This is a genomic window from Pseudoflavonifractor sp., from assembly GCF_050943825.1.
In the GTDB taxonomy this organism is placed as follows: domain Bacteria; phylum Bacillota; class Clostridia; order Oscillospirales; family Oscillospiraceae; genus Pseudoflavonifractor.
In genome coordinates, this window is record NZ_JBMNPX010000001.1 from 115892 (window position 1) to 138922 (window position 23031).

24 protein-coding genes are annotated in these 23031 nt (G+C 59.5%); 11 read left to right on the forward strand and 13 right to left on the reverse strand.

Annotated features, from left to right (window positions below):
• Nucleotides 1-89: 89 nt before the first annotated feature.
• On the forward strand, nucleotides 90-1568 hold the full coding sequence (spoIVA, locus tag ACOX7T_RS00605) for a stage IV sporulation protein A (RefSeq protein WP_433438851.1): 1479 nt from the start codon (nucleotides 90-92) through the stop codon (nucleotides 1566-1568).
• 44 nt (nucleotides 1569-1612) lie between these two features.
• Here spoIVA and ACOX7T_RS00610 read toward each other — a convergent pair whose 3' ends face one another.
• Nucleotides 1613-2242 carry a Crp/Fnr family transcriptional regulator gene (locus ACOX7T_RS00610; RefSeq protein WP_433438853.1) on the reverse strand — a complete coding sequence of 210 codons (630 nt, stop codon included), beginning with the start codon at nucleotides 2240-2242 and terminating at the stop codon, nucleotides 1613-1615.
• A 141-nt stretch (nucleotides 2243-2383) separates the two neighbouring features.
• Here ACOX7T_RS00610 and leuC point away from each other — a divergent pair, with 141 nt between their 5' ends.
• The 8 genes from leuC to pfkA all read left to right on the forward strand — a co-directional run bounded on the left by leuC (nucleotide 2384) and on the right by pfkA (nucleotide 10624).
• Nucleotides 2384-3652, forward strand: coding sequence for a 3-isopropylmalate dehydratase large subunit (leuC, locus tag ACOX7T_RS00615; protein ID WP_277216878.1), 1269 nt, complete (start codon nucleotides 2384-2386; stop codon nucleotides 3650-3652).
• 50 nt (nucleotides 3653-3702) lie between these two features.
• Complete coding sequence (locus ACOX7T_RS00620) at nucleotides 3703-4188, forward strand: 3-isopropylmalate dehydratase small subunit (protein ID WP_148318465.1); 486 nt, start codon at nucleotides 3703-3705, stop codon at nucleotides 4186-4188.
• Nucleotides 4185-5261 carry a 3-isopropylmalate dehydrogenase gene (gene leuB / locus ACOX7T_RS00625; protein ID WP_006572537.1) on the forward strand — a complete coding sequence of 359 codons (1077 nt, stop codon included), beginning with the start codon at nucleotides 4185-4187 and terminating at the stop codon, nucleotides 5259-5261. The genes ACOX7T_RS00620 and leuB overlap by 4 nt, the downstream gene beginning before the upstream one ends.
• A 76-nt stretch (nucleotides 5262-5337) precedes the next feature.
• Nucleotides 5338-5826 (forward strand): N-acetyltransferase family protein, encoded by a 489-nt coding sequence (locus tag ACOX7T_RS00630; RefSeq protein ID WP_433438856.1) that lies wholly within the window; start codon nucleotides 5338-5340, stop codon nucleotides 5824-5826.
• Between the two features lie 171 nt (nucleotides 5827-5997).
• Nucleotides 5998-6639: an ECF transporter S component gene (locus ACOX7T_RS00635; RefSeq protein ID WP_433438857.1), complete on the forward strand. Its 642-nt coding sequence runs from the start codon at nucleotides 5998-6000 to the stop codon at nucleotides 6637-6639.
• A gap of 208 nt (nucleotides 6640-6847) precedes the next feature.
• The gene (locus ACOX7T_RS00640) at nucleotides 6848-7990 is read left to right on the forward strand and encodes a pyridoxal phosphate-dependent aminotransferase (protein WP_433439568.1); all 1143 of its coding nucleotides are present in this window, start codon (nucleotides 6848-6850) and stop codon (nucleotides 7988-7990) included.
• A gap of 146 nt (nucleotides 7991-8136) precedes the next feature.
• Nucleotides 8137-9576: an adenylosuccinate lyase gene (gene purB / locus ACOX7T_RS00645; protein ID WP_433438859.1), complete on the forward strand. Its 1440-nt coding sequence runs from the start codon at nucleotides 8137-8139 to the stop codon at nucleotides 9574-9576.
• A 49-nt stretch (nucleotides 9577-9625) separates the two neighbouring features.
• Nucleotides 9626-10624: a 6-phosphofructokinase gene (pfkA, locus tag ACOX7T_RS00650; RefSeq protein ID WP_433438861.1), complete on the forward strand. Its 999-nt coding sequence runs from the start codon at nucleotides 9626-9628 to the stop codon at nucleotides 10622-10624.
• A 121-nt stretch (nucleotides 10625-10745) separates the two neighbouring features.
• On the opposite strand, the gene ACOX7T_RS00655 is transcribed toward pfkA, so the two are convergent.
• Nucleotides 10746-11990, reverse strand: coding sequence for a 6-phosphofructokinase (locus ACOX7T_RS00655; protein ID WP_433438862.1), 1245 nt, complete (start codon nucleotides 11988-11990; stop codon nucleotides 10746-10748).
• Nucleotides 11991-12141: 151 nt separating this feature from the next.
• Here ACOX7T_RS00655 and fba point away from each other — a divergent pair, with 151 nt between their 5' ends.
• Nucleotides 12142-13110, forward strand: coding sequence for a class II fructose-1,6-bisphosphate aldolase (gene fba, locus ACOX7T_RS00660; protein ID WP_433438864.1), 969 nt, complete (start codon nucleotides 12142-12144; stop codon nucleotides 13108-13110).
• 112 nt (nucleotides 13111-13222) lie between these two features.
• Nucleotides 13223-13735 carry an amidase domain-containing protein gene (locus tag ACOX7T_RS00665; RefSeq protein ID WP_433438866.1) on the forward strand — a complete coding sequence of 171 codons (513 nt, stop codon included), beginning with the start codon at nucleotides 13223-13225 and terminating at the stop codon, nucleotides 13733-13735.
• A 48-nt stretch (nucleotides 13736-13783) separates the two neighbouring features.
• On the opposite strand, the gene ACOX7T_RS00670 is transcribed toward ACOX7T_RS00665, so the two are convergent.
• The 11 genes from ACOX7T_RS00670 to ruvC all read right to left on the reverse strand — a co-directional run bounded on the left by ACOX7T_RS00670 (nucleotide 13784) and on the right by ruvC (nucleotide 23005).
• The gene (locus ACOX7T_RS00670) at nucleotides 13784-14839 is read right to left on the reverse strand and encodes a tyrosine-type recombinase/integrase (protein ID WP_433438868.1); all 1056 of its coding nucleotides are present in this window, start codon (nucleotides 14837-14839) and stop codon (nucleotides 13784-13786) included.
• Nucleotides 14840-15534: 695 nt separating this feature from the next.
• Nucleotides 15535-16263, reverse strand: a complete 729-nt coding sequence (locus tag ACOX7T_RS00675; protein ID WP_433438870.1) for a YebC/PmpR family DNA-binding transcriptional regulator — start codon at nucleotides 16261-16263, stop codon at nucleotides 15535-15537.
• A gap of 78 nt (nucleotides 16264-16341) precedes the next feature.
• Nucleotides 16342-17109, reverse strand: a complete 768-nt coding sequence (locus ACOX7T_RS00680) for a Nif3-like dinuclear metal center hexameric protein (RefSeq protein WP_433438872.1) — start codon at nucleotides 17107-17109, stop codon at nucleotides 16342-16344.
• Complete coding sequence (locus ACOX7T_RS00685) at nucleotides 17097-17819, reverse strand: tRNA (adenine(22)-N(1))-methyltransferase (protein ID WP_433438874.1); 723 nt, start codon at nucleotides 17817-17819, stop codon at nucleotides 17097-17099. Before ACOX7T_RS00685 ends, ACOX7T_RS00680 begins: the two co-directional genes overlap by 13 nt.
• Before the next feature lie 53 nt (nucleotides 17820-17872).
• Nucleotides 17873-18082 (reverse strand): DUF1858 domain-containing protein, encoded by a 210-nt coding sequence (locus tag ACOX7T_RS00690; RefSeq protein ID WP_433438876.1) that lies wholly within the window; start codon nucleotides 18080-18082, stop codon nucleotides 17873-17875.
• A gap of 156 nt (nucleotides 18083-18238) precedes the next feature.
• Complete coding sequence (locus ACOX7T_RS00695) at nucleotides 18239-18517, reverse strand: zinc-ribbon domain containing protein (protein ID WP_006572583.1); 279 nt, start codon at nucleotides 18515-18517, stop codon at nucleotides 18239-18241.
• Nucleotides 18518-18590: 73 nt separating this feature from the next.
• Nucleotides 18591-19226, reverse strand: coding sequence for a sigma-70 family RNA polymerase sigma factor (locus ACOX7T_RS00700; protein WP_433438878.1), 636 nt, complete (start codon nucleotides 19224-19226; stop codon nucleotides 18591-18593).
• Between the two features lie 84 nt (nucleotides 19227-19310).
• Complete coding sequence (glmM, locus tag ACOX7T_RS00705) at nucleotides 19311-20660, reverse strand: phosphoglucosamine mutase (protein ID WP_433438880.1); 1350 nt, start codon at nucleotides 20658-20660, stop codon at nucleotides 19311-19313.
• A 63-nt stretch (nucleotides 20661-20723) separates the two neighbouring features.
• On the reverse strand, nucleotides 20724-21779 hold the full coding sequence (gene ruvB, locus ACOX7T_RS00710) for a Holliday junction branch migration DNA helicase RuvB (protein WP_006572587.1): 1056 nt from the start codon (nucleotides 21777-21779) through the stop codon (nucleotides 20724-20726).
• 52 nt (nucleotides 21780-21831) lie between these two features.
• Nucleotides 21832-22437: a Holliday junction branch migration protein RuvA gene (gene ruvA / locus ACOX7T_RS00715; protein ID WP_433438882.1), complete on the reverse strand. Its 606-nt coding sequence runs from the start codon at nucleotides 22435-22437 to the stop codon at nucleotides 21832-21834.
• A gap of 28 nt (nucleotides 22438-22465) precedes the next feature.
• Nucleotides 22466-23005, reverse strand: coding sequence for a crossover junction endodeoxyribonuclease RuvC (gene ruvC, locus ACOX7T_RS00720; protein WP_433438884.1), 540 nt, complete (start codon nucleotides 23003-23005; stop codon nucleotides 22466-22468).
• Nucleotides 23006-23031 lie beyond the last annotated feature (26 nt).

Below are 23031 nucleotides of genomic sequence, written 5' to 3' on the forward strand. Positions count from 1 at the left end.
TGTCATAAACCATGGCTTATCCCCATACCTATGTAGAGAAAGCCAGGCTTGCTCGCCCATGCCTGAATCGTCCGCAAGGAGGAGTCGAATTGGAACACCGTAAGATTTATGAGGATATCGCACTGCGCACGGAGGGCGATATCTATATCGGCGTGGTGGGGCCGGTCAGGACGGGAAAATCCACCTTTATCAAACGCTTTATGGAGACCCTGGTTATCCCCAACATCGAGAATGTCTACCGCCGGGAGCGTGCCAGAGATGAGCTGCCCCAGAGCGGCTCGGGCCGGACCATCATGACGGCGGAGCCCAAGTTCGTCCCCGAGGAGGCGGTGGAGATCGCCATGGAGGACGGGGCCGCCTTCTCTGTGCGGCTGATTGACTGCGTGGGGTATATGGTGCCCGGCGCGGTGGGGTCGCTGGAGGACGCGGCGCCCCGCATGGTCACAACCCCCTGGTTTGACCACGAGATTCCCATGTCCGAGGCCGCCGAGATTGGAACGCGGAAGGTCATCGCCGAGCACTCTACCATCGGTATTGTGGTCACCACCGACGGCACCATTACCGACATCCCCAGAGAGGACTATCTGGAGGCGGAAGAGCGGGTCATCACCGAGCTGAAGGAGCTGGGGAAGCCCTTCCTGGTGGTGCTCAACTCGGCTGAGCCCGGTTCGGAACGGGCCAGGGCCATCCAGGCCGACCTGGCCTCACGGTACGACGTCACCTGCATCTGCGTCAACTGCCTGGAGCTGGACGAGAACGCGGTCACCAGCATCATCAAGGGTGTGCTCTACGAGTTCCCGGTGAAGGAACTAGACCTGTTCCTGCCGCCCTGGGTGGATGCCCTGCCCTATGGACACCCCATCAAGAGCGGCCTGTACGCCGCCATCCGCTCGGCGGCGGAGGGGATGCGGAGAATCCGGGACGTGGAGCGTGCGGTCTCCGCCATCAGTCAGTGCGACAATGTGTCCTCCGCCAGGGTCAGCACCATCAGCCTGGGTACCGGCCTGGCCTCGGCGTCTCTGGAGCTGCCCAGAGGGCTCTTCTACGACACCATCTCCCAGCAGTCCGGCTTCACCATCCACGACGACGGTGACCTGATGGGCCTGCTCACCGAGCTGTCTGGGGTTAAGCGGGAGTACGACAAGGTGGCGGACGCCCTGCGGGAGGTGAAGGAGACCGGATACGGCATCGTGGTACCCGGCACAGACGAGCTCCGTCTGGAGGAGCCGGAAATTGTCCGGCAGGGGGGACGCTACGGCGTGCGTCTGAAGGCCAGTGCTCCCAGTATCCACATGATCCGTGCCGATATCGAGACCGAGGTCTCTCCCATTGTGGGCAATGAGAAGCAGTCGGAGGAGATGGTCAACTTCCTGCTCCAGGAGTTTGAGGGGGACACCAGCGCCATCTGGCAGTCCAACATCTTCGGCAAGTCCTTCCACGAGCTGGTCAGCGAGGACCTGCACACCAAGCTGCTTCGCATGCCGGAGGACGCCCGTGGCAAGCTCCAGGAAACCCTGACCCGCATCATCAACGAGGGCTCCGGCGGGCTCATCTGCATTATCCTGTAATCAAAAAGCGCTGGACGGAACTTCCGTCCAGCGCTTTTTCCTCTTTACCGTCCCTCTGACTCCGCCATGTGCTGGAGTGAAGCTCTGTCCGCAATTTTCAGCGTGCGGTAGCCTGTGGAGACTGCTCCCGCCTTGGCCAGGTCTCCCAGCACTCGGCTCACCGTCACCCGGCTCACGCCCACCGCTGCGCCAATCTCCTCATGGGTACAGCGGATGGTGCCGTCCGCCTCGGGGGTCAGGGACAGCAGATAGCGTGCGATTCTCTGGTCTGCCTGAAGCAGGGTACCGTCCACATGGACGGAGAGCAGCCGCACGGTACGGGCTAGGTACTCCAGCATGGACACGGCCAGATCCGGGTGCCGTGCGAATACCTCAAACAGGCGCGGCCGGTCCACTGACACCAGCTCGCACCTGGTCACCGCAACAGCGGAGGAGACCCGGGGCTGGCGGTCAAAAAAGGCGGCCTCGCCAATCAGCTCTCCACCGTGATGGAGGGTCAGGGTCCGCTCGCTTCCCGCGCCTGAGCTGAGGAAACACTTCACCGTGCCGGAGAGGATGTAATAGAACTGCTCGGCCTGGGTGTCCTGGAGGTAGATCAGCCGCCCGGGCTCATAGATTTGGGGTGCTCTCCCTTCCGCAAGGGGCCACCAGATATCTTCCTTTTTTTCACCCATGCCTGTTCGCCTCCCGGGGACCTCAGCAGTTTTCTGTCTGGGAAAATTGTATCACGCGTTACATTCTTTTTGCAAGTGTTCTGTCATACTAACTCCATAAAACACAGCAAACTTCCACTACATATCAGGAGGGAATCTAGAATGGGAATGACCATGACCCAAAAAATCCTGGCCAAGCACGCCGGGCTGGAATCCGTGGAGGCCGGACAGCTGATTGAGGCCAAATTGGACATGGTGCTGGGCAACGATATCACCACCCCCGTGGCCATTACGGAGTTCAACAAGGCTGGGCTGACCCAGATTTTTGATAAGGACAAGATCTCCATCGTGCTGGACCACTCCACCCCCTGCAAGGATATCAAGTCCGCCCAGCTGTGTGCCCAGGCCAGAGAGTTTGCCAAGCGCTTTGACATCACCAATTTCTACGATGTGGGCCAGATGGGCGTGGAGCACGCCCTGCTGCCCGAGAAGGGCCTGGTCGCCCCCGGCGAGACCGTCATCGGCGCCGACTCCCACACCTGCACCTACGGCGCTCTGGGTGCCTTCTCCACCGGCGTGGGCTCCACCGACATGGCCGCGGGTATGGCCACCGGCCTGGCCTGGTTCAAGGTGCCCTCCGCCATCAAGGTCACCCTGAAGGGCAAGTTCCAGCCCTACGTGTCCGGCAAGGACGTGATGCTCCACCTCATCGGCCAGATCGGCGTGGACGGCGCCCTGTACAAGTCCCTGGAGTTCGGCGGCGAGGGCGTGAAGGAGCTGGCCATGGATGACCGCTTCACCATCTCCAACATGGCCATCGAGGCCGGCGGCAAGAACGGCATTTTCCCCGTGGACGACGTGACCAGAGCCTACCTCAACGGCCGCGTCACCCGGGAGTGGGAGGCCTTTGAGGCAGATCCCGACGCCGTGTACGAGCGCGAGGTGGTCATCGACCTGGACCAGCTCCGTCCCACTGTGGCTCTGCCCCATCTGCCCTCCAACACCCGCACCGTGGACCAGGTGGAGGGTATGCCCATCCAGCAGGTGGTCATCGGCTCCTGCACCAACGGCCGGCTGAAGGACATCAAGGAGGCCGCCGAGATCCTCAAGGGCCGCAAGGTGGCCAAGGGCGTACGCTGCATCGTGTTCCCCGCCACCCAGCAGATCATGCTGGACGCCATGGCGGCAGGCTACATCCAGGCGCTTGTTGAGGCCGGCTGCGCCGTATCCACCCCCACCTGCGGTCCCTGCCTGGGCGGCCACATGGGCGTCCTGTCCGACGGTGAGCGCGCCATCAGCACCACCAACCGGAACTTCGTAGGCCGTATGGGCCCTGTGAGCTCCGAGATCATCCTGTCCAGCCCCGCTGTTGCCGCCGCCTCCGCCGTCACCGGCTGCGTCACCGACCCCGCCAAGCTGGAGAAGCTCTGATTTCACCGCGGCAGACCTCTATTTCTCACTCAACAGAAAGGAACTTTGCCATGAAGGTTTATAAATACGGCGACAACGTGGATACCGACGTTATCATCCCCGCCCGCCACCTGAATAACCCCGACCCCAAGGCCCTGGCCTCCCACTGTATGGAGGACATCGACGCAAACTTCGCCTCCACCGTGGAGGAGGGGGACATCATCGTGGCCGGCGCCAACTTCGGCTGCGGCTCCTCCCGTGAGCATGCGCCTCTGTCCATCAAGGCCTGCGGCGTCAAGTGTGTCATTGCCAAGAGCTTTGCCCGCATCTTCTACCGCAACTCCATCAACATCGGCTTCCCCATCATGGAGTGCGCCGAGGCCGCTGAGGCTATTCAGCCCGGCGATAAGGTGACCGTGGACTTCCAGAGCGGCGTCATCACCGACGAGACCCAGGGCAAGACCTGGCAGGCCGCGCCCTTCCCGGAGTTTGTCAACGGCATCATCCAGAGCGGCGGACTGCTCAACTCCCTGAAGGCGAGAGGTGTGGCGAAATGAACTACAAGATTGCCCTCATCCGGGGCGACGGCATCGGCCCCGAGGTGGTAAACGAGGCGGTGCGGGTGCTGGACGCGGTGGGCCGGAAGTTCGGCCACAGCTTCACCTATGTGGACGTGCTTATGGGCGGCTGCGCCACCGACGCGGTGGGGAAGAGCTACCCCGACGGCACCGCCGAGCTGTGCAAGACCTGTGACGCAGTGCTTCTGGGCGCCGTGGGCGGCCCCAAGTGGGGCTCCGACAAGCCTGCCGAGCAGCGTCCCGAGACCGCCCTGCTGGCCCTGCGGAAGGACCTGGGCCTGTACGCCAATCTGCGTCCCGCGGCTCTGCGTCCCGCTCTGGCGGACGCCTGCCCCCTGAAGAAGGAGACAGCCGAAAAGGGAATTGACCTGATGATGGTCCGGGAGCTGACCGGCGGCATCTACTTCGGCAAGCGTGGCCGCTACGAGACCGAGGACCGGGGCGTGGAATGCACCGACCTGATGGCCTACTCCGAGATGGAGATTGAGCGCATCGGCCGCCGTGCCTTTGAGCTAGCCCGGCTGCGTCGCAAAAAGGTTGCCAGTGTGGACAAGGCCAATGTGCTGGAGACCTCCCGGCTGTGGCGGAGCGTGATGCACCGTCTGGCCCAGGAGTACCCCGACGTGGAGTACTCCGACGTGCTGGTGGACAACTGCGCCATGCAGCTGGTCCGTGACCCCAGCCAGTTTGACGTGGTAGCCACCGAGAACATGTTCGGCGACATTCTGTCCGATGAGGCCTCCATGATTACAGGATCCATCGGTCTGCTGCCCTCCGCCTCCATCGGCGACAGCGCCCCCGGGCTCTACGAGCCCATCCACGGCTCTGCCCCCGACATCGCGGGCCAGGACAAGGCTAACCCCATCGCCACTATTCTCTCCGCCGCCATGATGATGCGCTATTCCTTCCATCTGGCGGACGAGGCCGCCGCCATTGAGAACGCGGTGGACGCAGTGCTGGCGGAGGGCTGGCGTACACCCGACATCGCTGAGCCCGGCGCTCAGGCCGTAGGCACCAAGAAGATGGGTGAGCTGATCGCCGCTAAAATCTGAGCAAGTTGAATACCAAAAGACCGGATACAGTGCGCTGTATCCGGTCTTTTCTGAACAGGAAAGAGAGTGTGATTCCATGGCAGACGAGTTGACCTTCCGCTTCGCTGAAGAGGCGGATGCTGGGACCATTTTGTCGTTTATCAAGGCGCTGGCGGAGTATGAAAAGCTGGCCGACCAGGTAGTAGCCACCGAAGAGCTGCTCAGGGAGTGGATTTTTCAGAAAGGGAAGGCAGAGGTGCTCTTTGCGGTCAAGGACAGCAGAGAGATTGGATTTGCTCTGTTCTTCCATAATTTCTCCACTTTCCTGGGCAGGGCCGGACTCTATCTGGAGGATCTGTTCATTCTCCCGGAGTACCGGGGCAGGGGATACGGCCGCCGCTTTCTCAGCCAACTGGCCCGCATCGCGGTAGAGCGGGGCTGCGGACGGTTGGAGTGGTACTGCCTGGACTGGAACCAGCCCAGCATTGCCTTTTACCGTTCCCTGGGGGCGGTGCCGCTGGACGAGTGGACCACCTACCGCCTCACGGGAGACACACTGGAAGGGCTGGCCAGACAGGCGGACTGAGGGGCCTGCTTGCGCTTTTTAGGCAGATCTGGTAAACTCTGAACAGAAAAACCGAAAGCGCCGGTGCAGATATCGGCCACGACACAGTACCTGGCAGCGGAATATTCCGCTGGGGTAAATAGATTGCCCTGCATCCCTCGGAGTGGGGAGCGGGAGCAGGAGGTTTTTGATATGGCAAGTGGAAAGAAGACAAACACCAGTCCCCGCATACGATACCTTGTCCAACTGGCCGTTCTGGTGGCGATCCTGCTGCTGCTGGAATTTACCGGGATCGGGATGATTAAGACTCCCTTCCTGGAATTTACCATCATGCAGATACCTGTCATCATTGGTGCCATTGTACTGGGGCCGGCTGCAGGCGCAGCCCTGGGCGGCGTGTTCGGGCTGTTGTCCTTCTGGGAGTGCTTCGGAAAAAGCGCGTTTGGCGTCACGCTGATGGGCATCAGCCCCGTGGGCACCTTCCTGACCTGCGTACCCACCCGGATTCTGATGGGGCTGCTCTGTGGACTCATCTTCAGTGGCCTTATCAGAGCGGACAAAACCAGAGGTCAGCTGATTGCCTTCGGTGGCTCCAGCCTGGCCGGTTCGCTGCTGAACACGGCGCTGTTTACCGGTGTGCTCACCGCAGCGTTCTACCATACTGACTATATTCAGGGCATCGCCCAGGGCTTTGCGGACAGCACCGGCCTGGCCATGAACCCGTTCCTGTTTGTGGCCCTGTTTGTAGGTGTCCAAGGTGTTCTGGAGGCATTGATTTCCACTGTGGCGGGCGCCGCTGTCTCCCGTGCGCTGTACAAAGCGCTCAACCACTGAGCACACAGGCCCGTGCCCCGCTATGGGTACGGGCCTTTTCGTGAAATTACTGTTTTGAGGCGGCGTGAAACCAGTCTCATTAATGCAATTATAGTCTTGCAATATTGCATAGCGCCGCATATAATAACTCTAGTTAAGCCGAATTGGGAGGAGATTCACCGTGAAAGAACTGTCCCGTATTGCAAACGCCGTTCAGGCATCTACCACAATGGCGATTGACAGCATGTTTAAGCAGATGAAGGCGGACGGCATTGACGTTATCGGCTTCGCTGCCGGGGAACCTGATTTTAATACACCCGACGAAATCAAGGAGGCGGGCATTGCCGCCATCAACAACAACAATACCCGCTATACCCCTGCCCGGGGCACTGTGGAGCTGCGCCAGGCTGTGTGCGACCGGATGAAGGCCGACTGCGGCGTGGAATACGCTCCCAACCAGGTTGTGGTAGCCAGCGGCGCCAAGCACGCCGTCTATATCGCCCTGCGGGCCATCGTCAACCCCGGCGATGAGGTCATTCTCCCTGCGCCCTACTGGGTCAGCTACATTGAGCTGATTAAGATGATGGGCGGTGTGCCTGTGGTGGTGACCGCCACGGAGGAGGAGAACTTCAAGCTCTCTGCGGACAAGCTGGCTGCTGCCATCACCCCCAAGACCAAAGCGCTGATTCTCAACAACCCCTCCAACCCTACCGGCATGATGTACAGCAGGGAGGAGCTGGAGGTCATCGCCGACCTGTGTGTCCGCAACGACCTCTATGTGATTGACGACGAGATCTATTACAGCCTGGTCTATGACAACAAGAAGTTTGTCAGCCTGGCCTCTCTGGGCGAGGAGATCAAGGAGCGGACCATTCTGGTCAACGGCGTCTCCAAGTCCTACGCCATGACCGGCTGGCGCATCGGCTACGCCTGTGCCAGCGAGCCCATTGCCACTGTGATGGCCAACTATATCAGCCACTCCACCGGTTCCCCCTGTGCCGTCTCCCAGAAGGCGGCTCTGGCCGCCCTCACCGGCTCCCAGGAGAAGGTGGAGACCATGCGTCAGGCCTTTGAGGCCCGCCGCAACGCCATGGTGGAGGGCATGAACGCCATCCCCGGCGTGAGCTGCATCATGCCCGAGGGCGCGTTCTATGTGATGATGAATCTGAAGGATATCCTGGGCAAGACCCTCCACGGCGTGAAGGTGGAGACTGCCGACGACTTTGCCGCCCTCTTCCTGAAGAAGGGGCTGGTGGCTGTGGTGCCCGGCACCGGTTTCGGCGCGCCCGGATTTGTCCGCTGGTCCTATGCCACCTCCATGGAGAACATCCTGGAGGGCCTGCGCCGCCTGCGCGATTTCCTGGCGGAATAATTTGTTTCTTTGCTGCGGGGAGGGTCCCGCTCCACGCCGGATTTTGTCGGTCCGACGGAGGGGCGGGACTTGTCCCCGCCGCTGTTTTGTGGTATTCTGAAAGCACTTTGGATCTGCCTTGAAAAACCAAGAAAAAGAGGTTGAATATGAGTAACAAAGCTGTTTACGAGAGCCCGCTTTCTTCCCGCTACGCCAGCGACGAGATGCAGTACATCTTCTCGCCGGACAAAAAGTTCTCCACCTGGCGCCGCCTGTGGGTCGCCCTGGCCAGAGCCGAGATGGAGCTGGGCCTGCCTATAACCCAGGAGCAGATCGACGAGATGGAGGCCCACCTTACGGATATTGACTACGACTCCGCAGCACAGTGGGAGAGGAAGCTCCGCCACGACGTAATGGCTCATATTCACGCCTGGGGTGAGCAGTGTCCCAAGGCCATGCCTATCATCCACCTGGGCGCCACCAGCTGTTATGTGGGCGACAACACCGACGTCATCCTCATGCGCGAAGCCCTGGAGCTGGTGCGGGATAAGCTGGTACGCGTCCTCCACGCCCTCTCCGTCTTCGCCAATCAGTATAAGGCCCTGCCCACACTGGGCTTTACCCACTTCCAGCCCGCACAGCTGGTGACGGTGGGGAAGAGGGCCACCCTGTGGATGAATGAGCTGCTGATGGACCTGGAGGAGGTGGAGCACCGGATTGACAGCCTGAAGCTCCTGGGCTCCAAGGGCACCACCGGTACCCAGGCCAGCTTCCTGGAGCTCTTCGAGGGCGACCACGAGAAGGTTAAGGAGCTGGAGCGGAAGATTGCCCGGGAGATGGGCTTTGACGCGGTGACTCCTGTTTCCGGCCAGACCTACTCCCGCAAGATGGACTATGCCGTGGTTTCCACCCTGTCCGGCATTGCCCAGTCCGCCAGCAAGTTCGCCACCGATATGCGCCTGCTCTGCCACCTCAAGGAGGTGGAGGAGCCCTTTGAGAAGAACCAGATCGGCTCTTCCGCCATGCCCTACAAGCGCAACCCCATGCGCTGCGAGCGTATCTGCTCCCTGGCCCGCTATGTGATGGTGGATGCCCTCAATCCCTCCGTCACCGCCGCCACCCAGTGGTTTGAGCGCACCCTGGACGACTCCGCCAACAAGCGGCTCTCCGTGCCCGAGGCCTTCCTGGCCGTGGACGCCATCCTCAACATCTACGCCAACGTGGCCTCCGGCCTAGTGGTCCACGAGAAGGTGATTGAGCGGCACGTGATGGAGGAGCTGCCCTTCATGGCCAGCGAGAACATCATGATGGACGCGGTGAAGCGGGGCGGCAACCGTCAGGACCTCCACGAGCGCATCCGTGTGCTCTCCCAGGAGGCGGGCCGGAACGTGAAGGACAGAGGTCTGCCCAACAACCTGATTGACCTTATCGCCGAGGACCCCATGTTCGGCATGAGCAGGGAAGAGCTGACTGTCCATCTGGAGCCCGCCCGCTACATCGGCCGCTGCCCTGAGCGGGTGGACGAGTTCCTGACAGAGTATGTGCAGCCCGTGCTGGAGCGCTACGCTTCCGCTCTGGAGGGCAAAGATACGGAACTGAAGGTATAAAATCCGGGGAAGTCATCCCCACACTTAAAAGCATCAGGAGGTTTTTCCTATGAAAAGTGCAGTGAAACGCATTGGCGTCCTCACCAGCGGCGGCGACGCCCCGGGCATGAATGCCGCGATCCGCTCTGTTGTCCGCGCCTCGATGCACATGGGAATCGAGTGCCTTGGTATCCGCCGCGGCTTCAACGGCCTTATCACCGGCGACATCACCTCCATGGATTTCGTCCAGACCAGCGGCCTGATCGGCCGCGGAGGCACGGTGCTCTATACCGCCCGCAGCGATGAGTTCAAAACCCCTGAGGGCCGCAAGAAGGCAGCCAACACCTGCAAGCTCTTCGGCCTGGATGGCATCGTGGGTATCGGCGGCGACGGTACCTATCGCGGCCTCCTGGAGTTCTCCAATCAGGAGGGCATCGCCGTTGTGGGTGTGCCTGGAACCATCGACAACGACATCGCCTGCACGGAGTACACCATCGGCTATGACACCGCTTGCAACACCGCCCTGGAGGCCATTGACCGCCTGAAGGACACCATGCAGTCCCACGAGCGCTGCTCCGTGGTGGAGGTCATGGGCCGCCATGCCGGCCATCTGGCGCTCTACGTGGGTGTGGCCTGCGGCGCCACCGCTGTGCTGATTCCGGAGAAGGAGATTGACTTCCAGCGGGACGTGGTGGAGCCTATCCGCGCCGCCCGGCTGGCCGGACGCACCCACTTCATGGTCATCGTGGCTGAGGGCGTGGGCAGCTCTTATGATGTGGCCGCCAAAATCAAGGAGTATACCGGCCTTGACCCCCGTGTGACCGTTCTGGGTCACGTTCAGCGCGGCGGCTCTCCCTCTGCCCGTGACCGGATGGAGGCTACTTACATGGGCTATAACGCTGTGGAGCTGCTGGCCCAGGGCAAGACCAACCGGGTGGTGGCCATGCAGAAGGGTGCCTATGTGGACTATGACATCAACGAGGCTCTGGCCATGAAGAAGGGCATTGACGAGCGTGTGTACACCGTTCTGCGGGCCCTCATCGGCGCTGAGGAAAAGCACGGGATTTGACACAAAAAAGCTGGGCGGCAAGTTGCCGCCCAGCTTTTTTATGAACGCAATAATAAGAAGAAAGCCCCCGCCGCGTCCATGCGGTGGGGGCTTTCTATATACTGACCAGAGTCAGTAATGATTACATCTCGGTGGTGAGAACCTTCTTCAGCTTGGCGAAGCGGGGGAGAGAGTTCTCCTGGGGAACGTCCAGCTCGCCCTGGATGAGGGGCAGAACGTAGTCGATGAAGGGCTGCTCAATGCCGTTGCCCTCGGCGTTGATCCACTCACGGGGAACCTTCTTCTCGAAGTTGGCGCAGATGTCCAGAGGCTTGAGGGCGGTGGTGCAGGTGTAGTTGGCACCGTCGCGGGTGACATCGAAGGCCACCATCTTGTCGGTTTCGCCGGCGACAGCGGCCTCAACAGCGGCCTGACCAGCCATATAGGCCTCGTTGATGTCGCGGGCGGAAGCGCAGTGAGAAGCGCAGCGCTGGAGCAGGGAGAGCTCGATACCGCGGACCTTGGCGCCGGTCTTCTCCTTGATGATCTCGGCCAGCATGGCGGCCAGACCGCCCAGCTGAGCGTGACCGAAACCGTCGGTGGCAGAGGTCTTGGCCTCGGACACAAAACGGCCGTCAGCATAGTGGATGCCCTCAGACACGGCCACCATGCACTTGCCGGTCTTGTTGTAGATGGCGGTCACATCGGCGATGAACTTGTCCATGTCGAAGTCCACCTCGGGGAGGTAGATGAGGTCAGGACCATAGCCAGCCCAGGTAGCCAGAGCGGCGGAACCAGCCAGCCAGCCGGCGTGACGGCCCATGATCTCCACCACGGTCACCATGCCGGTGTCGTACACGTGAGCGTCGCGGTGGACCTCCATGCAGGAGGTGGCGATGAACTTGGCAGCGGAGGAGAAGCCGGGGCAGTGGTCGGTACCGTTGAGGTCGTTGTCGATGGTCTTGGGCACGCCCATCACGCGGCACTCATAGCCCACCTTCTGCATGTACTTGGAGATCTTGTTGCAGGTGTCCATGGAGTCGTTGCCGCCGTTATAGAAGAAGTAGCGGACATCATACTTCTTGAAGATCTCAAGAATCCGCTTGTAGTCGCTGTCATCCACATCGGGGTCGGCCAGCTTGTAGCGGCAGGAGCCCAAAGCGGAGGAGGGGGTGTACCGCATGAGCTTCAGCTCCTCACGGTCCTCCTGGGACATATCGTACAGCTTGTCATCCAGAACGCCGCGGATGCCGTGGGCGGCACCGAGCACCCGAGTGATGCTGCCGCAGTCCAGAGCGGTCTCAATTACACCCAGAGCGCTGGAATTGATAACCGCGGTGGGGCCACCAGACTGTCCGATGATGCAAGCGCCTTTCAGTTCGCTCATAACTTTTCTCTTCCTTTCATAATAACCGGATTTTTTTCGCTAAGGATTTGGTTAATTTTTATTTCCGCGGAAATATTCTAGCATATACTCTTGCAATTATCAATCAGAACTGATAGAATCATGGTGCAAAATTTGAAAGGAGATGTTTCCTATGGCTTTGGTCACATCTACGGAAATGTTTAAGAAGGCTTATGACGGCGGTTATGCCATCGGCGCCTTCAACGTCAACAACATGGAGATCGTCCAGGGTATCACTGAGGCTGCCCAGGAGCTGAAGGCTCCCGTCATCCTCCAGGTGTCCAAGGGCGCCCGTGCCTACGCCAACCACACCTATCTGGTGAAGCTGGTCGAGGCCGCTGTCATTGAGTGCCCCGATATTCCCATCGTGCTTCACCTGGACCACGGCGACAGCTTCGAGACCTGCAAGAGCTGCATCGACGGCGGCTTTACCTCCGTCATGATCGACGCCAGCTCCAAGCCCTTCGCTGAGAACATCGAGATCACCCGCAAGGTCGTTGAGTACGCCCACGACCACGGCGTGGTTGTCGAGGCTGAGCTGGGTGCTCTGGCCGGCGTGGAGGACGAGGTCAACGTCTCTGCCGAGGACTCTCACTACACCCGTCCCGAGGAGGTCGAGGAGTTCGTGACCAAGACTGGCTGCGACTCTCTGGCCATCGCCATCGGCACCAGCCACGGCGCTTACAAGTTCACTGCCGCTCAGTGCACCCGCAATGAGAAGGGCGAGCTTGTTCCCCCTCCGCTGCGCTTTGACATCCTGGACGAGGTCGTCCGCCGTCTGCCCGGCTTCCCCATCGTGCTCCATGGCTCTTCTTCCGTGCCCCAGGAGTACGTGAAGATGGTCAACGAGTTCGGCGGCAAGATGCCCGACGCTGTGGGCATCCCCGAGGAGCAGCTGCGTCAGGCTGCCCGCGGCGCCGTCTGCAAGATCAACATCGACTCCGACCTGCGTCTGGCCATGACCGGCACCATCCGCAAGTTCTTTGCCGAGCATCCTGACAAGTTCGATCCTCGTGAGTACCTCAAGCCCGCCCGCGCCAACATCAAGGAGCTGGTCAAGCACAAGCTCATCAACGTGCTGGGCTGCGACGGCAAGGCCTAAGCCTGCTGTATTTCCATACCGCAAAAACAGGAGAGGGGAAACCCTCTCCTGTTTTTTCATATGCTAAGTTCCTTGTTCCCGGCATAGAATGTCTGGAAGGGGGAGTGGTGTTATGCTGGAACGGATACCGTATGACCGGCGGGCGGCTGTCAGCTACGCACACAAATGGGCTTTTGAGCGCAATCCAGCCTACTATGACTACGAAGAAATAGGGGGGGACTGCACGAATTTTGCATCTCAGTGTCTGTTTGCAGGCACTGGAGTAATGAATTACGACCCGGTCTACGGCTGGTACTATATCGATGCCAACCGGAAGTCCCCGTCCTGGACCGGAGTGGAATATTTCTATGACTTTCTTACCCGGCCGGATGAAACTGTGGGCCCCGTTGGAATGCAGACCTCATTGGACGGGATCATGCCGGGAGATATGGTTCAGCTGCGATTCAACAAAGAAGTATTCAGCCATACGCCCGTTGTGGTCGATGTAGGGTATCCGCCTACTATGGAAAATGTCCTTCTGGCGGCCCACTCCTATGACGCCGACTGGCGGCCATTGAGCACATATTTTTTCCATGAAGTACGATTCATACATATTTTAGGCGCATATCGGGATATTTCTCAGTAAAAACTGGGCGAGTACCGCAAAGAGCAGCAGTACTCGCCCAGTTTTATTTCATGATTCATCCCCGGTGATGCCGCCGTTATTAGTATCAGAAAGGGGAGAGGGAGATTTCTTCTTTCTCCGAATATGGCCCAATGGATTGGCCTTTGCAGCAGTTCTCAGATCGTCGCTGTCCACATGGGTATAAATCTGTGTCGTATTCAGATGGTCGTGGCCCAAAACCTCCTGTAAGGTACGGACATCGACACCGTTTTGAAGCATAAGCGTAGCTGCTGTATGCCGGAGTTTGTGGGCAGAGTACATACTGGCATCCAAGCCGGCAGCGGTCAGCCGCTTTTTAATCATGTAGTGTACAGCGTCTGTTGTCATACGGGTGTGGCGCCTGGTGATGAAGAGCGCGTTTTTATCAATAATGCCCTGTGTACCACGAACAGCAAGCCAGTCTTCGATGGCCTGCTGACAGGCCTCGTTGAGGAACAGAATACGTTCTTTATTGCCTTTGCCCAGCACTCTAAGCTGCTCATTCCGTATATCTGTCAGATTTAATCCAACAAGCTCAGAAATACGAAGTCCACAATTGAGAAAGAGAATCAGGATGCAGTAGTCCCGCTCTTTGTTTTCTCCGTCAACGGATTCCAGAAGCTGGATGCTCTCATCCAGGCTGAGATAGTGCGGAAGAGCCTTTTTCAGCCTGGGCGAGTCTAAGTCCTGCATGGGATTTTCGTCCATCAGTTTGGCCTTGCTGGTAATGTACTTATAAAAGGAACGGATGGCTGCAATTTTCCGGGCTCTGGCAGCCGGAGTAAGTCCATAGCCTGTATCAGGGCTGTTGGCATGTTTGGCCCGGTCGCGGCTCAGGTAATTCATGTAGGAATAGACATCGCTGAGCTTGACAGAACGGACCAAGTCGATATCCAAGTCATCAATTGTGATTTGATCCAAATCTGTGCTGCGCGGTACGTAGTCGCGTTCAATTTTGAGGTAACGGAAAAAGTTCCTCAAGTCCAGGAAATATTCATCGACAGTTTTGCGGGAATGGCCTTGAATGGTCTCATGGTATGACAAAAAATCACGAATAATTGCAGGTGCTTCAATACGATAATCCATAAAAAACGTCCGGATACAGTGGTTGGTGCCAGCCAGTCCCAGAAGGGCCTAAAATGCCAAAAGTGCGGTTTTGACGGAGAGACCCCTCCCCTAAACTCAACAAAATTTTTATTTTGTTGAGTTCGTTCTGTAAATTCATAGCCGCCCCCTCTCGGGGTCGGCTTCACCAAAGAACGAACTTCCGTGTGCCTGAAGCGCACCAACAAAATAGCCGTTTTGCTGAATTTGAGTTAGGCCGGAGCACGAACCAGTTACGTGCATCCGAACCTCCTTTCGTAAAGAGTGTGGAAACACGATACCACGTTCTGGGTAGAAAGTCAACAGCGGCACTTGGCGAACGTGCCTGCCAACTATGATGTAAATCTACTCATCTCAGCGGAGCCATGCTTAAAATCACTGCTGCCCTATCGCAAAGTCACAGTACTTGCGCAGGAGCTCGCCGGCGGACTTTATGAATCGTACTCTGAAATTATAGAATGGCCATCTGAGCGTCAGAGCAGCTTCTAGAGGCACTTAGATAACTTCGAGTCCCCCCCATACCCACTAGAACAAAAAACCGTTGTATTGCAGGCAGTGAGCTCAAAATAGCATCGGCGAAGCAAACGGACTGAATTATAAAAGCAAGAGCGGGTTTGTGTTAATCAAACCCGCTCTTGCTCTCTTATCTGTGCGTTCAGATATACGGAGCTCAGTGATTAGTCCTGCTCCCAGTTGTGGTACACGTTCTGGACGTCGTCGTTCTCCTCCAGGAAGTCGATGAGCTTCTCCATGTTCTTGACGTCATCCTCGTTTTCCAGCTTGACGTAGTTCTGGGGGACCATCTCCACCTCGGCGGAGGCGAACACATAGCCCTTCTCCTCCAGCTTGGCCAGAACCTCGCCGAAGACGTCGGGAGAGGTGGTGATCTCGAAGCAGTCGTCGTCGGCAGTCATATCGTTGGCGCCGGCATCCAGAGCGTCCATCATCACGGTGTCCTCGTCCAGGTCCTCACGCTCGATGACAATCACACCCTTCTGGTCAAAGGACCAGGACACACAGCCGGTGGCGCCCAGGTTTCCGCCGTACTTGTCAAAAATGTGGCGGACAAAGGGGGCGGTGCGGTTGCGGTTATCGGTGAGGGCCTCCACGATGACGGCCACGCCGCAGGGGCCGTAGCCCTCGTACACCACGTTCTCGTAGCTGTCGGTGTTGCCGGAGCCCAGCGCCTTGTCGATGGTGCGCTTGATGTTGTCGTTGGGCATGTTGGCGGCCTTGGCCTTGGCGATGACGGTGGCCAGGCGGGAGTTATTGGCGGGATCACCGCTGCCGCCGGTCTTGACGGCCACGATCATCTCACGGGCGATTTTGGTGAAAATCTGAGAACGCTTGGCGTCAGCGGCGCCCTTGGTCTTCTGTATATTGTGCCATTTGGAATGTCCAGACATTGGAATACTCCCTCTCATGAAAATTCGCGTAGGACAGTATATCACAAAAAAGTACGCTTTTCAACCCCTTGCGGGCCGTCAGCAGTAGGAAAACACCTCATGGTGACGGTGAGACAGGAGTACGCGCACATCGGGGAACCCCTCCTGCAGCCAATCGGCCAGCACCGGGCACACCACATTTTCCGTGGGATAGTGTCCGGCATCAATCAGGTTGAGGCCCAGTGCCTCCGCCTCCTGGAACTCGTGGTACTTGACGTCCGAGGTGACAAAGGTATCGCAGCCACAGGCCACCGCCGCGGGGCCCATGTCCCCGCAGGCACCACCGCCCACAGCCACTTTGCAGACCGGATGGCCTGCGTCCACAAAGCGGACACCGTTGGCGCCCAGCCGCTCCTTCACCTGAGCTGCGAAGACCTCCGCGCTGGGCGCACCGGAGACAATTCCGGTCCGCCCCAGGCCATCCTCGCTGAAGGGGCCGATCTGCTCCAGACCAAGGGCCTGGGCAAGAGCGTCATTGACGCCGCCGGGTGCAATATCCAGATTGGTGTGGGCACAGATGGCGGCGATATTGTGCTCCAGGAGGGCAAGCAGCTTGCGGCCTGACGGGTCCTGGTCTGTGATATGCTTGGCCGGGAAAAAGATAACCGGATGGTGGGACACAATCAGCTCCGCGCCGGCCTGGACCGCCTCTTCCACCACCGTCTCGGTGATGTCCAGTGCCACCAGAATGGTGTGTACCTCTTTGCCCCCGCGTCCCACCAGGAACCCAGCGTTGTCAAAGCTCATCTGGGTGCTGAAGGGTGCTTTTCCGTCCAGAAAATGATAGACATCCATTACAGTTGCCATGCATTCCACTCCTCTCGCATCTGCCGCAGGCCTGTGGCCACCGCTTCCAGCTCTTTTGCACGGGCAGCGTCCTCCGGTTTGCTGGACCGGACCACGCCGGCGGCAGCAGCCTCTGCGCGGCGGAGCAGCTTCTCCAGGTACTGCCCTCTCAGCGGCGCGTCCATGCCCTGATGCTGGCGTCCGGCCCACGCCTCTGCGGGCGTATAGGGTCCCTCCTCCCCTGGTACAACCAGAAGCGTGATATAGACTGTACGACCCTCCTGGGTCAGGACCTCCTGCTGGATGTGGAAGCCGTGGTCCCACAGCCAGGCCCGAAGCTGCTCCTGAGCCGTCATGGGCTGGAGAATCAGGCGGCGTCCCTCCTGCCCCGCCCAGGGGGCGGCGGTGAGAATTTCTGCAATGGTCTCCCCGCCCATTCCGGCGATGGAGATGGTATCCGCCTCGTCGGGAGAAATACCCGCCAGGCCGTCGCACAGTCGGAAGGACAGCTTCTCCTCCACCTCGTAGTGGGCGGCGGTCTGCCTGGCCCGGTTCAGCGGCCCCTCCCGCAGGTCGGACACCACTGCACGGTCAATCTTCCCCTGCAATACCAGCCAGACCGGGAGATAGGCGTGGTCCGTGCCCACATCCGCAAATCGGGCTCCCTCCGGCACCAGGTCGGCCACCGACTGGAGCCGGGGTGAAAGCTCATAAACGCGCAATCTGTTCACCTCTCTGTTGAAAAAAAGAGAGCGGCCGGAGCCGCTCTCTCTTACGGTATTGATTACTGGGCAGCGCCGGTGGTCATCTTGTTCAGCTCAGCCAGCAGCGCGTCCACGTCCACGCCGTGAACCATGCAGGCCTGCTCCACGGTCTCACCGCGGGAAGAGGGGCAGCCCAGGCAGTGCATGCCGATGGAGAGGAACAGGGGCGCAGTCTCGGGGGCGATGTCCAGGATGTCGCCGATAATGGTATCCTTCGTAATCTGAACCATGGGTGGTTACCTCCGTAAATCTCTAGGATATGGGTAGTATATCCTAATTCCCTCAAGAATGCAAGATGGAGATTCTGTTTTTTCTTCCATCTTCGATTTTTCTCAGGCAAATAAAAAACGCCCGGCGCAGATGCGCCAGGCGTTTTATTGCGCGAATTACTGCTGCTCACGCATACGAGCAAAGCACTCGCTGCAGTAGACAGGCCGGTCGGACTTGGGCTCGAAGGGAACCCGGGCCTCGCCGCCGCAGGCAGCACAGGTGGCGGTGAAGTACTCACGGGGGCCACGGGCGGCGTTCTTGCGGGCGTCACGGCAGGACTTGCAGCGCTGGGGCTCGTTCTGGAAGCCGCGCTCGGCGTAGAACTCCTGCTCACCAGCGGTGAACACGAACTCCTTGCCACATTCCTTGCATACGAGTGTCTTGTCTTCAAACATGATGATACCCTCTCTTTGACTCTTTGCCCAGGTCAGGATAAACCTACTTTGCTGGGACATGTAATATTTGCGTTCAGCTTTCGCTGATATCGCCAGACTGGAAATGCTTCGCCACCTTGCGCCTGATGCGCTGGACAGCGTTGTCCACCGATTTCGGGGACCGTTTTACCTCGGCTGCAATCTCATCATAGGACAGTCCATTCAGATACAGTCCGAGGACTTTCGCTTCGAAACCGGACAGCTGGCCCTTCAGCACGCCCAAGCGCTCCTGAAGCTCTTCCCTGCCAATCATGATGGTTTCAGGGTTCTCCAGACGCTCCTGGTCAGTACCATAAGCATAGTGGTCGGTCTTTCCATCAAAGAAAGGGGTTTCGAATGAGATATAGTTGTTCAGCGGCGTGTGCTTATCGCGGGACGCCGCTTTCACCGCGGATAGGAGACGGTTCCTTATGCAAGTTTCAGCATAAGTATGAAAAGAAGCACCCTTGGACGGGTCATAGACCCGAATGGCAGCCAGCAGGCCAACCATTCCCTCCTGAATCAGGTCCTCGCTGTCTCCCCCAGCCAAAAAGAGGGGGCGGGAACACATACGTACCAAGCGGTTATACCGAATGACCAGTATTTCCTCCGCCAGACGATCCCCGGACGCAGCCTGGATACACAGGGCCTCATCTGACAACTTTTGGTGATCCTGATCCATTGGCTTCATTCAAAATCTCCTTACCTATTAAAGCAGAAGAACCGGTATTTGTCAATAGTTTTATGCAAGTTATTTTAAATGACACGGAAAAACTCAGAGGGTTTTAATCAGATTTGCCAATTCGTGCGCACAGGACTGGGCAGTCTCCTCGTCCTTGGCCTCCACCATGACCCGGATCAGAGCCTCGGTGCCGGAAGGACGTACCAGAATGCGGCCGTCCCCTGCCAGCCGGGCCTCCTGCTGGGCAATGGCGGCCTTCAGATCAGCGTTGGCCATGATCTCCGCCTTCTTGGCCTTGTCGGCCACAGCCACGTTTACCAGCAGCTGGGGATAACGCTTGCAGTCGGCCACCAGCTCGGAGGCCTTCTTCCCGGATCTGTGCAGCAGAGCCAGAAGCTGAAGAGCGGTCAGCTGACCGTCGCCGGTGGTGGCGTAGCGGCGGAAAATCATATGGCCGGACTGCTCGCCGCCCAGCACATAGCCGCACTCCTCCATCTTCTCCAGCACGTTGCGGTCGCCCACGTCGGTGCACAGCAGCTGCATGCCCCGCTCGCGGCAGAACACGTGCAGGCCCAGATTGCTCATTACAGTGGCTACCACCGCGTTGCCGGGCAGCTCTCCCCTGCTCATCAGGTCCTGGCCGCAGACGGCCATAATCTGGTCGCCGTCAATCTCATTGCCCAGCTCATCGCAGGCCAGGCAGCGGTCGGCATCGCCGTCAAAGGCAATGCCCAGGTCGTAGCCGCCGGCCTTGACCATGGTGCACAGCTTATCCAGGTGGGTAGAGCCGCAGCCGTTGTTGATGTTCACGCCGTCGGGGTCGGCGTTGATGACGTCGGTGTGCAGCTCGGGGAAACGGTCAAACAGCCGGGCGGCAGTGGTGGAAGAGGTGCCGTTGGCGCAGTCCACCAGAATCCGCATGCCCGCCAGATCTGTGTTCACGGTGGAGGCCAGATGGTCAATGTAGTCCTCCCGCTCCTTCTGGTCGGCGTAGATGACCCGGCCGATGTCGCCGTTGGTCTTCAGGGGCACTTCCTTGCCGGAGAGGATGATATCCTCAATCTCGCCCTCCAGGGCGTCGGAGAGCTTGAAGCCCTGACCGTTGAAGATCTTGATGCCGTTGTGCTCAAAGGGGTTGTGGGAGGCGGAGATGACGATACCTGCGTCGGCGTTGTTGTCCACCGTGATCCAGGCCACGGCCGGGGTGGGAATGACGCCCAGATGAAGCACATCGGCGCCGGCGGAGCACAGTCCGGCAATCAGAGCGCCCTCCAGCAGGTCGGAGGAGATGCGGGTGTCCTTGCCGATGGCCACCAGCGGCTTGTGGTTGCCCTCTCTGGTGAGCACCTGAGCAGCGGCCAGGCCCACCTTATAGGCCAGGGTGGCGTCCAGCCCGGCGTTGACCACGCCGCGGATTCCGTCAGTACCGAACAATTTTCCCATATTCAAAACATTCCTTTCCGCTGTGTGTATTTGGATGGGACACAGTCCCGATGTTGGCTCTTGTCAGAAGGACAGCTGGTCCAGACCGTCAGCCCGGGGCACGGGCAGCCCCAGATGCTCATAGGCCCGGCGGGTGACGCAGCGGCCTCTGGGTGTACGGGTCAGGAAACCCATCTGCATCAGATAGGGCTCATACACGTCCTCCAGGGTGACGGCCTCTTCATTGATGGTGGCTGCCAGGGTCTCCAGGCCAACGGGGCCGCCGCTGTAGTGTTCGATGATGCTGGTGAGCATCCGGCGGTCCACGGCGTCCAGACCCAGATAGTCCACCTCCAGGGCGCTGAGGGCCTCATCTGCCACGTCGCGGGTGATGACGCCGCCTGCACGCACCTGTGCGAAGTCCCGCACCCGGCGGAGCATCCGGTTGGCGATACGGGGTGTGCCCCGGCTCCGTCTTGCAATCTCCATGGCTCCCTCCGCCTCAATAGGCACGCCCAGAATACCCGCCGAACGGGAGACAATCAGGGCCAGCTCATCAGGGGTATACAGCTCCAGCCGCAGGGTGACGCCGAAGCGGTCCCGCAGAGGCGCGGACAGCTGGCCCGCTCGGGTGGTGGCGCCGATAAGCGTGAATCTGGGCAGGTCCAGACGGATGGAGTTGGCGGAAGGGCCCTTGCCAATGATAATGTCGATGGCAAAGTCCTCCATGGCGGGATAGAGAATCTCCTCCACCGAGCGGTTGAGCCGGTGGATCTCGTCCACAAAGAGAATGTCATTCTCCTGTAGGTTGGTCAGCAGGGCTGCCAGGTCACCCGGCTTCTCAATGGCGGGGCCGGAGGTGATACGGATGTTGACCCCCATCTCGTTGGCGATGATGCCGGACAGGGTGGTCTTGCCCAGGCCCGGTGGGCCATGGAGCAGCACGTGGTCCAGAGGCTCCCCACGCATCTTGGCCGCCTGGATAAAGACCTCCAGGTTGCCCTTGGCCTTCTTCTGGCCGATGTACTCTGAGAGAGTCTTGGGCCGTAAGGAGCCCTCGTTCTCATCGTCCCGGGTCAGGGATGTGGTCACCAGAGGCTCTTCGGTCTCAAAACCGCTCTCCGAAAAATCGATGCTCAAATGCTCACTTCCTCTTCCGTGCGGACGTGATGTCCGCCGGCTGTTTTTGTGGTCACTTCACCATCTTCTTCAGCGCCTGCTTGATGATCTCCTCAAGGGCCAGCGCCTCCATGTCGATGTTCTTCAGGGCGGCAGCCGCCTCGGCCTGGCTGTACCCCAGGACGGCCAGAGCGGCCGCGGCCTCGCTGGCCTTGTTCTGGGGAATGACCGTAACGCCGGTTCCGCCGTAGCTCTCTCCGCCGGGGGTGGTGAGCTGGCCCTTGGCCAGCTTATCCTTGAGCTCCAGAATGATGCGCTGGGCGATCTTCTTGCCGATGCCGGGGGCCACGGTGAGGGCCTTCTCGTCGCCGGTAATGATGGACGTGGCCAGACCCTCGGGACTGGTGGAGGACAGGATGGACAGCGCCGCCTTGGGCCCCACGCCGGACACGCTGATAAGCAGCTGGAAGCAGCTGAGCTCATTCTCACTGGCAAAGCCGTAGAGCTCCATGGCGTCCTCACGGACGTTGAGGTGGGTGTAGAGAGTGGCGTTCTCCCCTTTCCTCAGCCGGGCAAGGGTGTTGTTGGTGGTGCGGCAGGCATAGCCCACGCCGCCGCAGTCCACAACGGCCAGATAGGGCGCCATGTGGACCACAGGGCCTTTCACATAGTAAAACATATCGGTTCCTCACTGTGTTTCTCAATTGTCAGCGGCGATCATCCCGGACGGCATACCGGCCGCTGCCCGGTCGGGCGGAGTCCAGCAGAGACAGTCTGGAAGAGGACGAACGGGCATGGCACAGGGCGATGGCCACGGCGTCCGCCGCGTCATCCGGCTTGGGCACGTCCTTCAGCCCCAGCAGGCGTTTGGTCATATCCATCACCTGCCGCTTTTCCGCCTTTCCGTACCCCACCACCGCCTGTTTGACCTGGGAGGGGCTGTACTCAAAGATGGGGACGCAGGCCCGCTCTGCCTCGGTCAGAATGACCCCTCTGGCCTGGGCTACGCCGATGCCGGTGGTCACATTCTGGTTGAAGAACAGCTCCTCCACCGCCATGGCGTCCGGCTTGAACTGGCGGAGCAGGGTGGCCATATCGTCCGATATCTGGAGCAGCCGGGCAGGCAACGGCAGCCCCGCCGGAGTGGTGATGGCGCCGCAGCGGATCAGTCTCTGCCGCCCTGGTACCGCCTCCAGCACCCCGAAGCCAACGATGGCGAAGCCAGGGTCTATTCCCAAAATGATCATGGTAACCTCCTGGGTATACATACGGA

Bases quoted from the DNA above. Each gene is read 5' to 3' on its own strand.
- ACOX7T_RS00610 (WP_433438853.1), bottom strand. From the start codon at position 2,242: ATGGGTGAAAAAAAGGAAGATATCTGGTGGCCCCTTGCGGAAGGGAGA.
- leuC (WP_277216878.1), top strand. From the start codon at position 2,384: ATGGGAATGACCATGACCCAAAAAATCCTGGCCAAGCACGCCGGGCTG.
- ACOX7T_RS00620 (WP_148318465.1), top strand. From the start codon at position 3,703: ATGAAGGTTTATAAATACGGCGACAACGTGGATACCGACGTTATCATC.
- leuB (WP_006572537.1), top strand. From the start codon at position 4,185: ATGAACTACAAGATTGCCCTCATCCGGGGCGACGGCATCGGCCCCGAG.
- ACOX7T_RS00630 (WP_433438856.1), top strand. From the start codon at position 5,338: ATGGCAGACGAGTTGACCTTCCGCTTCGCTGAAGAGGCGGATGCTGGG.
- ACOX7T_RS00635 (WP_433438857.1), top strand. From the start codon at position 5,998: ATGGCAAGTGGAAAGAAGACAAACACCAGTCCCCGCATACGATACCTT.
- ACOX7T_RS00640 (WP_433439568.1), top strand. From the start codon at position 6,848: ATGGCGATTGACAGCATGTTTAAGCAGATGAAGGCGGACGGCATTGAC.
- purB (WP_433438859.1), top strand. From the start codon at position 8,137: ATGAGTAACAAAGCTGTTTACGAGAGCCCGCTTTCTTCCCGCTACGCC.
- pfkA (WP_433438861.1), top strand. From the start codon at position 9,626: ATGAAAAGTGCAGTGAAACGCATTGGCGTCCTCACCAGCGGCGGCGAC.
- ACOX7T_RS00655 (WP_433438862.1), bottom strand. From the start codon at position 11,990: ATGAGCGAACTGAAAGGCGCTTGCATCATCGGACAGTCTGGTGGCCCC.
- fba (WP_433438864.1), top strand. From the start codon at position 12,142: ATGGCTTTGGTCACATCTACGGAAATGTTTAAGAAGGCTTATGACGGC.
- ACOX7T_RS00665 (WP_433438866.1), top strand. From the start codon at position 13,223: ATGCTGGAACGGATACCGTATGACCGGCGGGCGGCTGTCAGCTACGCA.
- ACOX7T_RS00670 (WP_433438868.1), bottom strand. From the start codon at position 14,839: ATGGATTATCGTATTGAAGCACCTGCAATTATTCGTGATTTTTTGTCA.
- ACOX7T_RS00675 (WP_433438870.1), bottom strand. From the start codon at position 16,263: ATGTCTGGACATTCCAAATGGCACAATATACAGAAGACCAAGGGCGCC.
- ACOX7T_RS00680 (WP_433438872.1), bottom strand. From the start codon at position 17,109: ATGGCAACTGTAATGGATGTCTATCATTTTCTGGACGGAAAAGCACCC.
- ACOX7T_RS00690 (WP_433438876.1), bottom strand. From the start codon at position 18,082: ATGGTTCAGATTACGAAGGATACCATTATCGGCGACATCCTGGACATC.
- ACOX7T_RS00695 (WP_006572583.1), bottom strand. From the start codon at position 18,517: ATGTTTGAAGACAAGACACTCGTATGCAAGGAATGTGGCAAGGAGTTC.
- ACOX7T_RS00700 (WP_433438878.1), bottom strand. From the start codon at position 19,226: ATGAAGCCAATGGATCAGGATCACCAAAAGTTGTCAGATGAGGCCCTG.
- glmM (WP_433438880.1), bottom strand. From the start codon at position 20,660: ATGGGAAAATTGTTCGGTACTGACGGAATCCGCGGCGTGGTCAACGCC.
- ruvA (WP_433438882.1), bottom strand. From the start codon at position 22,437: ATGTTTTACTATGTGAAAGGCCCTGTGGTCCACATGGCGCCCTATCTG.
- ruvC (WP_433438884.1), bottom strand. From the start codon at position 23,005: ATGATCATTTTGGGAATAGACCCTGGCTTCGCCATCGTTGGCTTCGGG.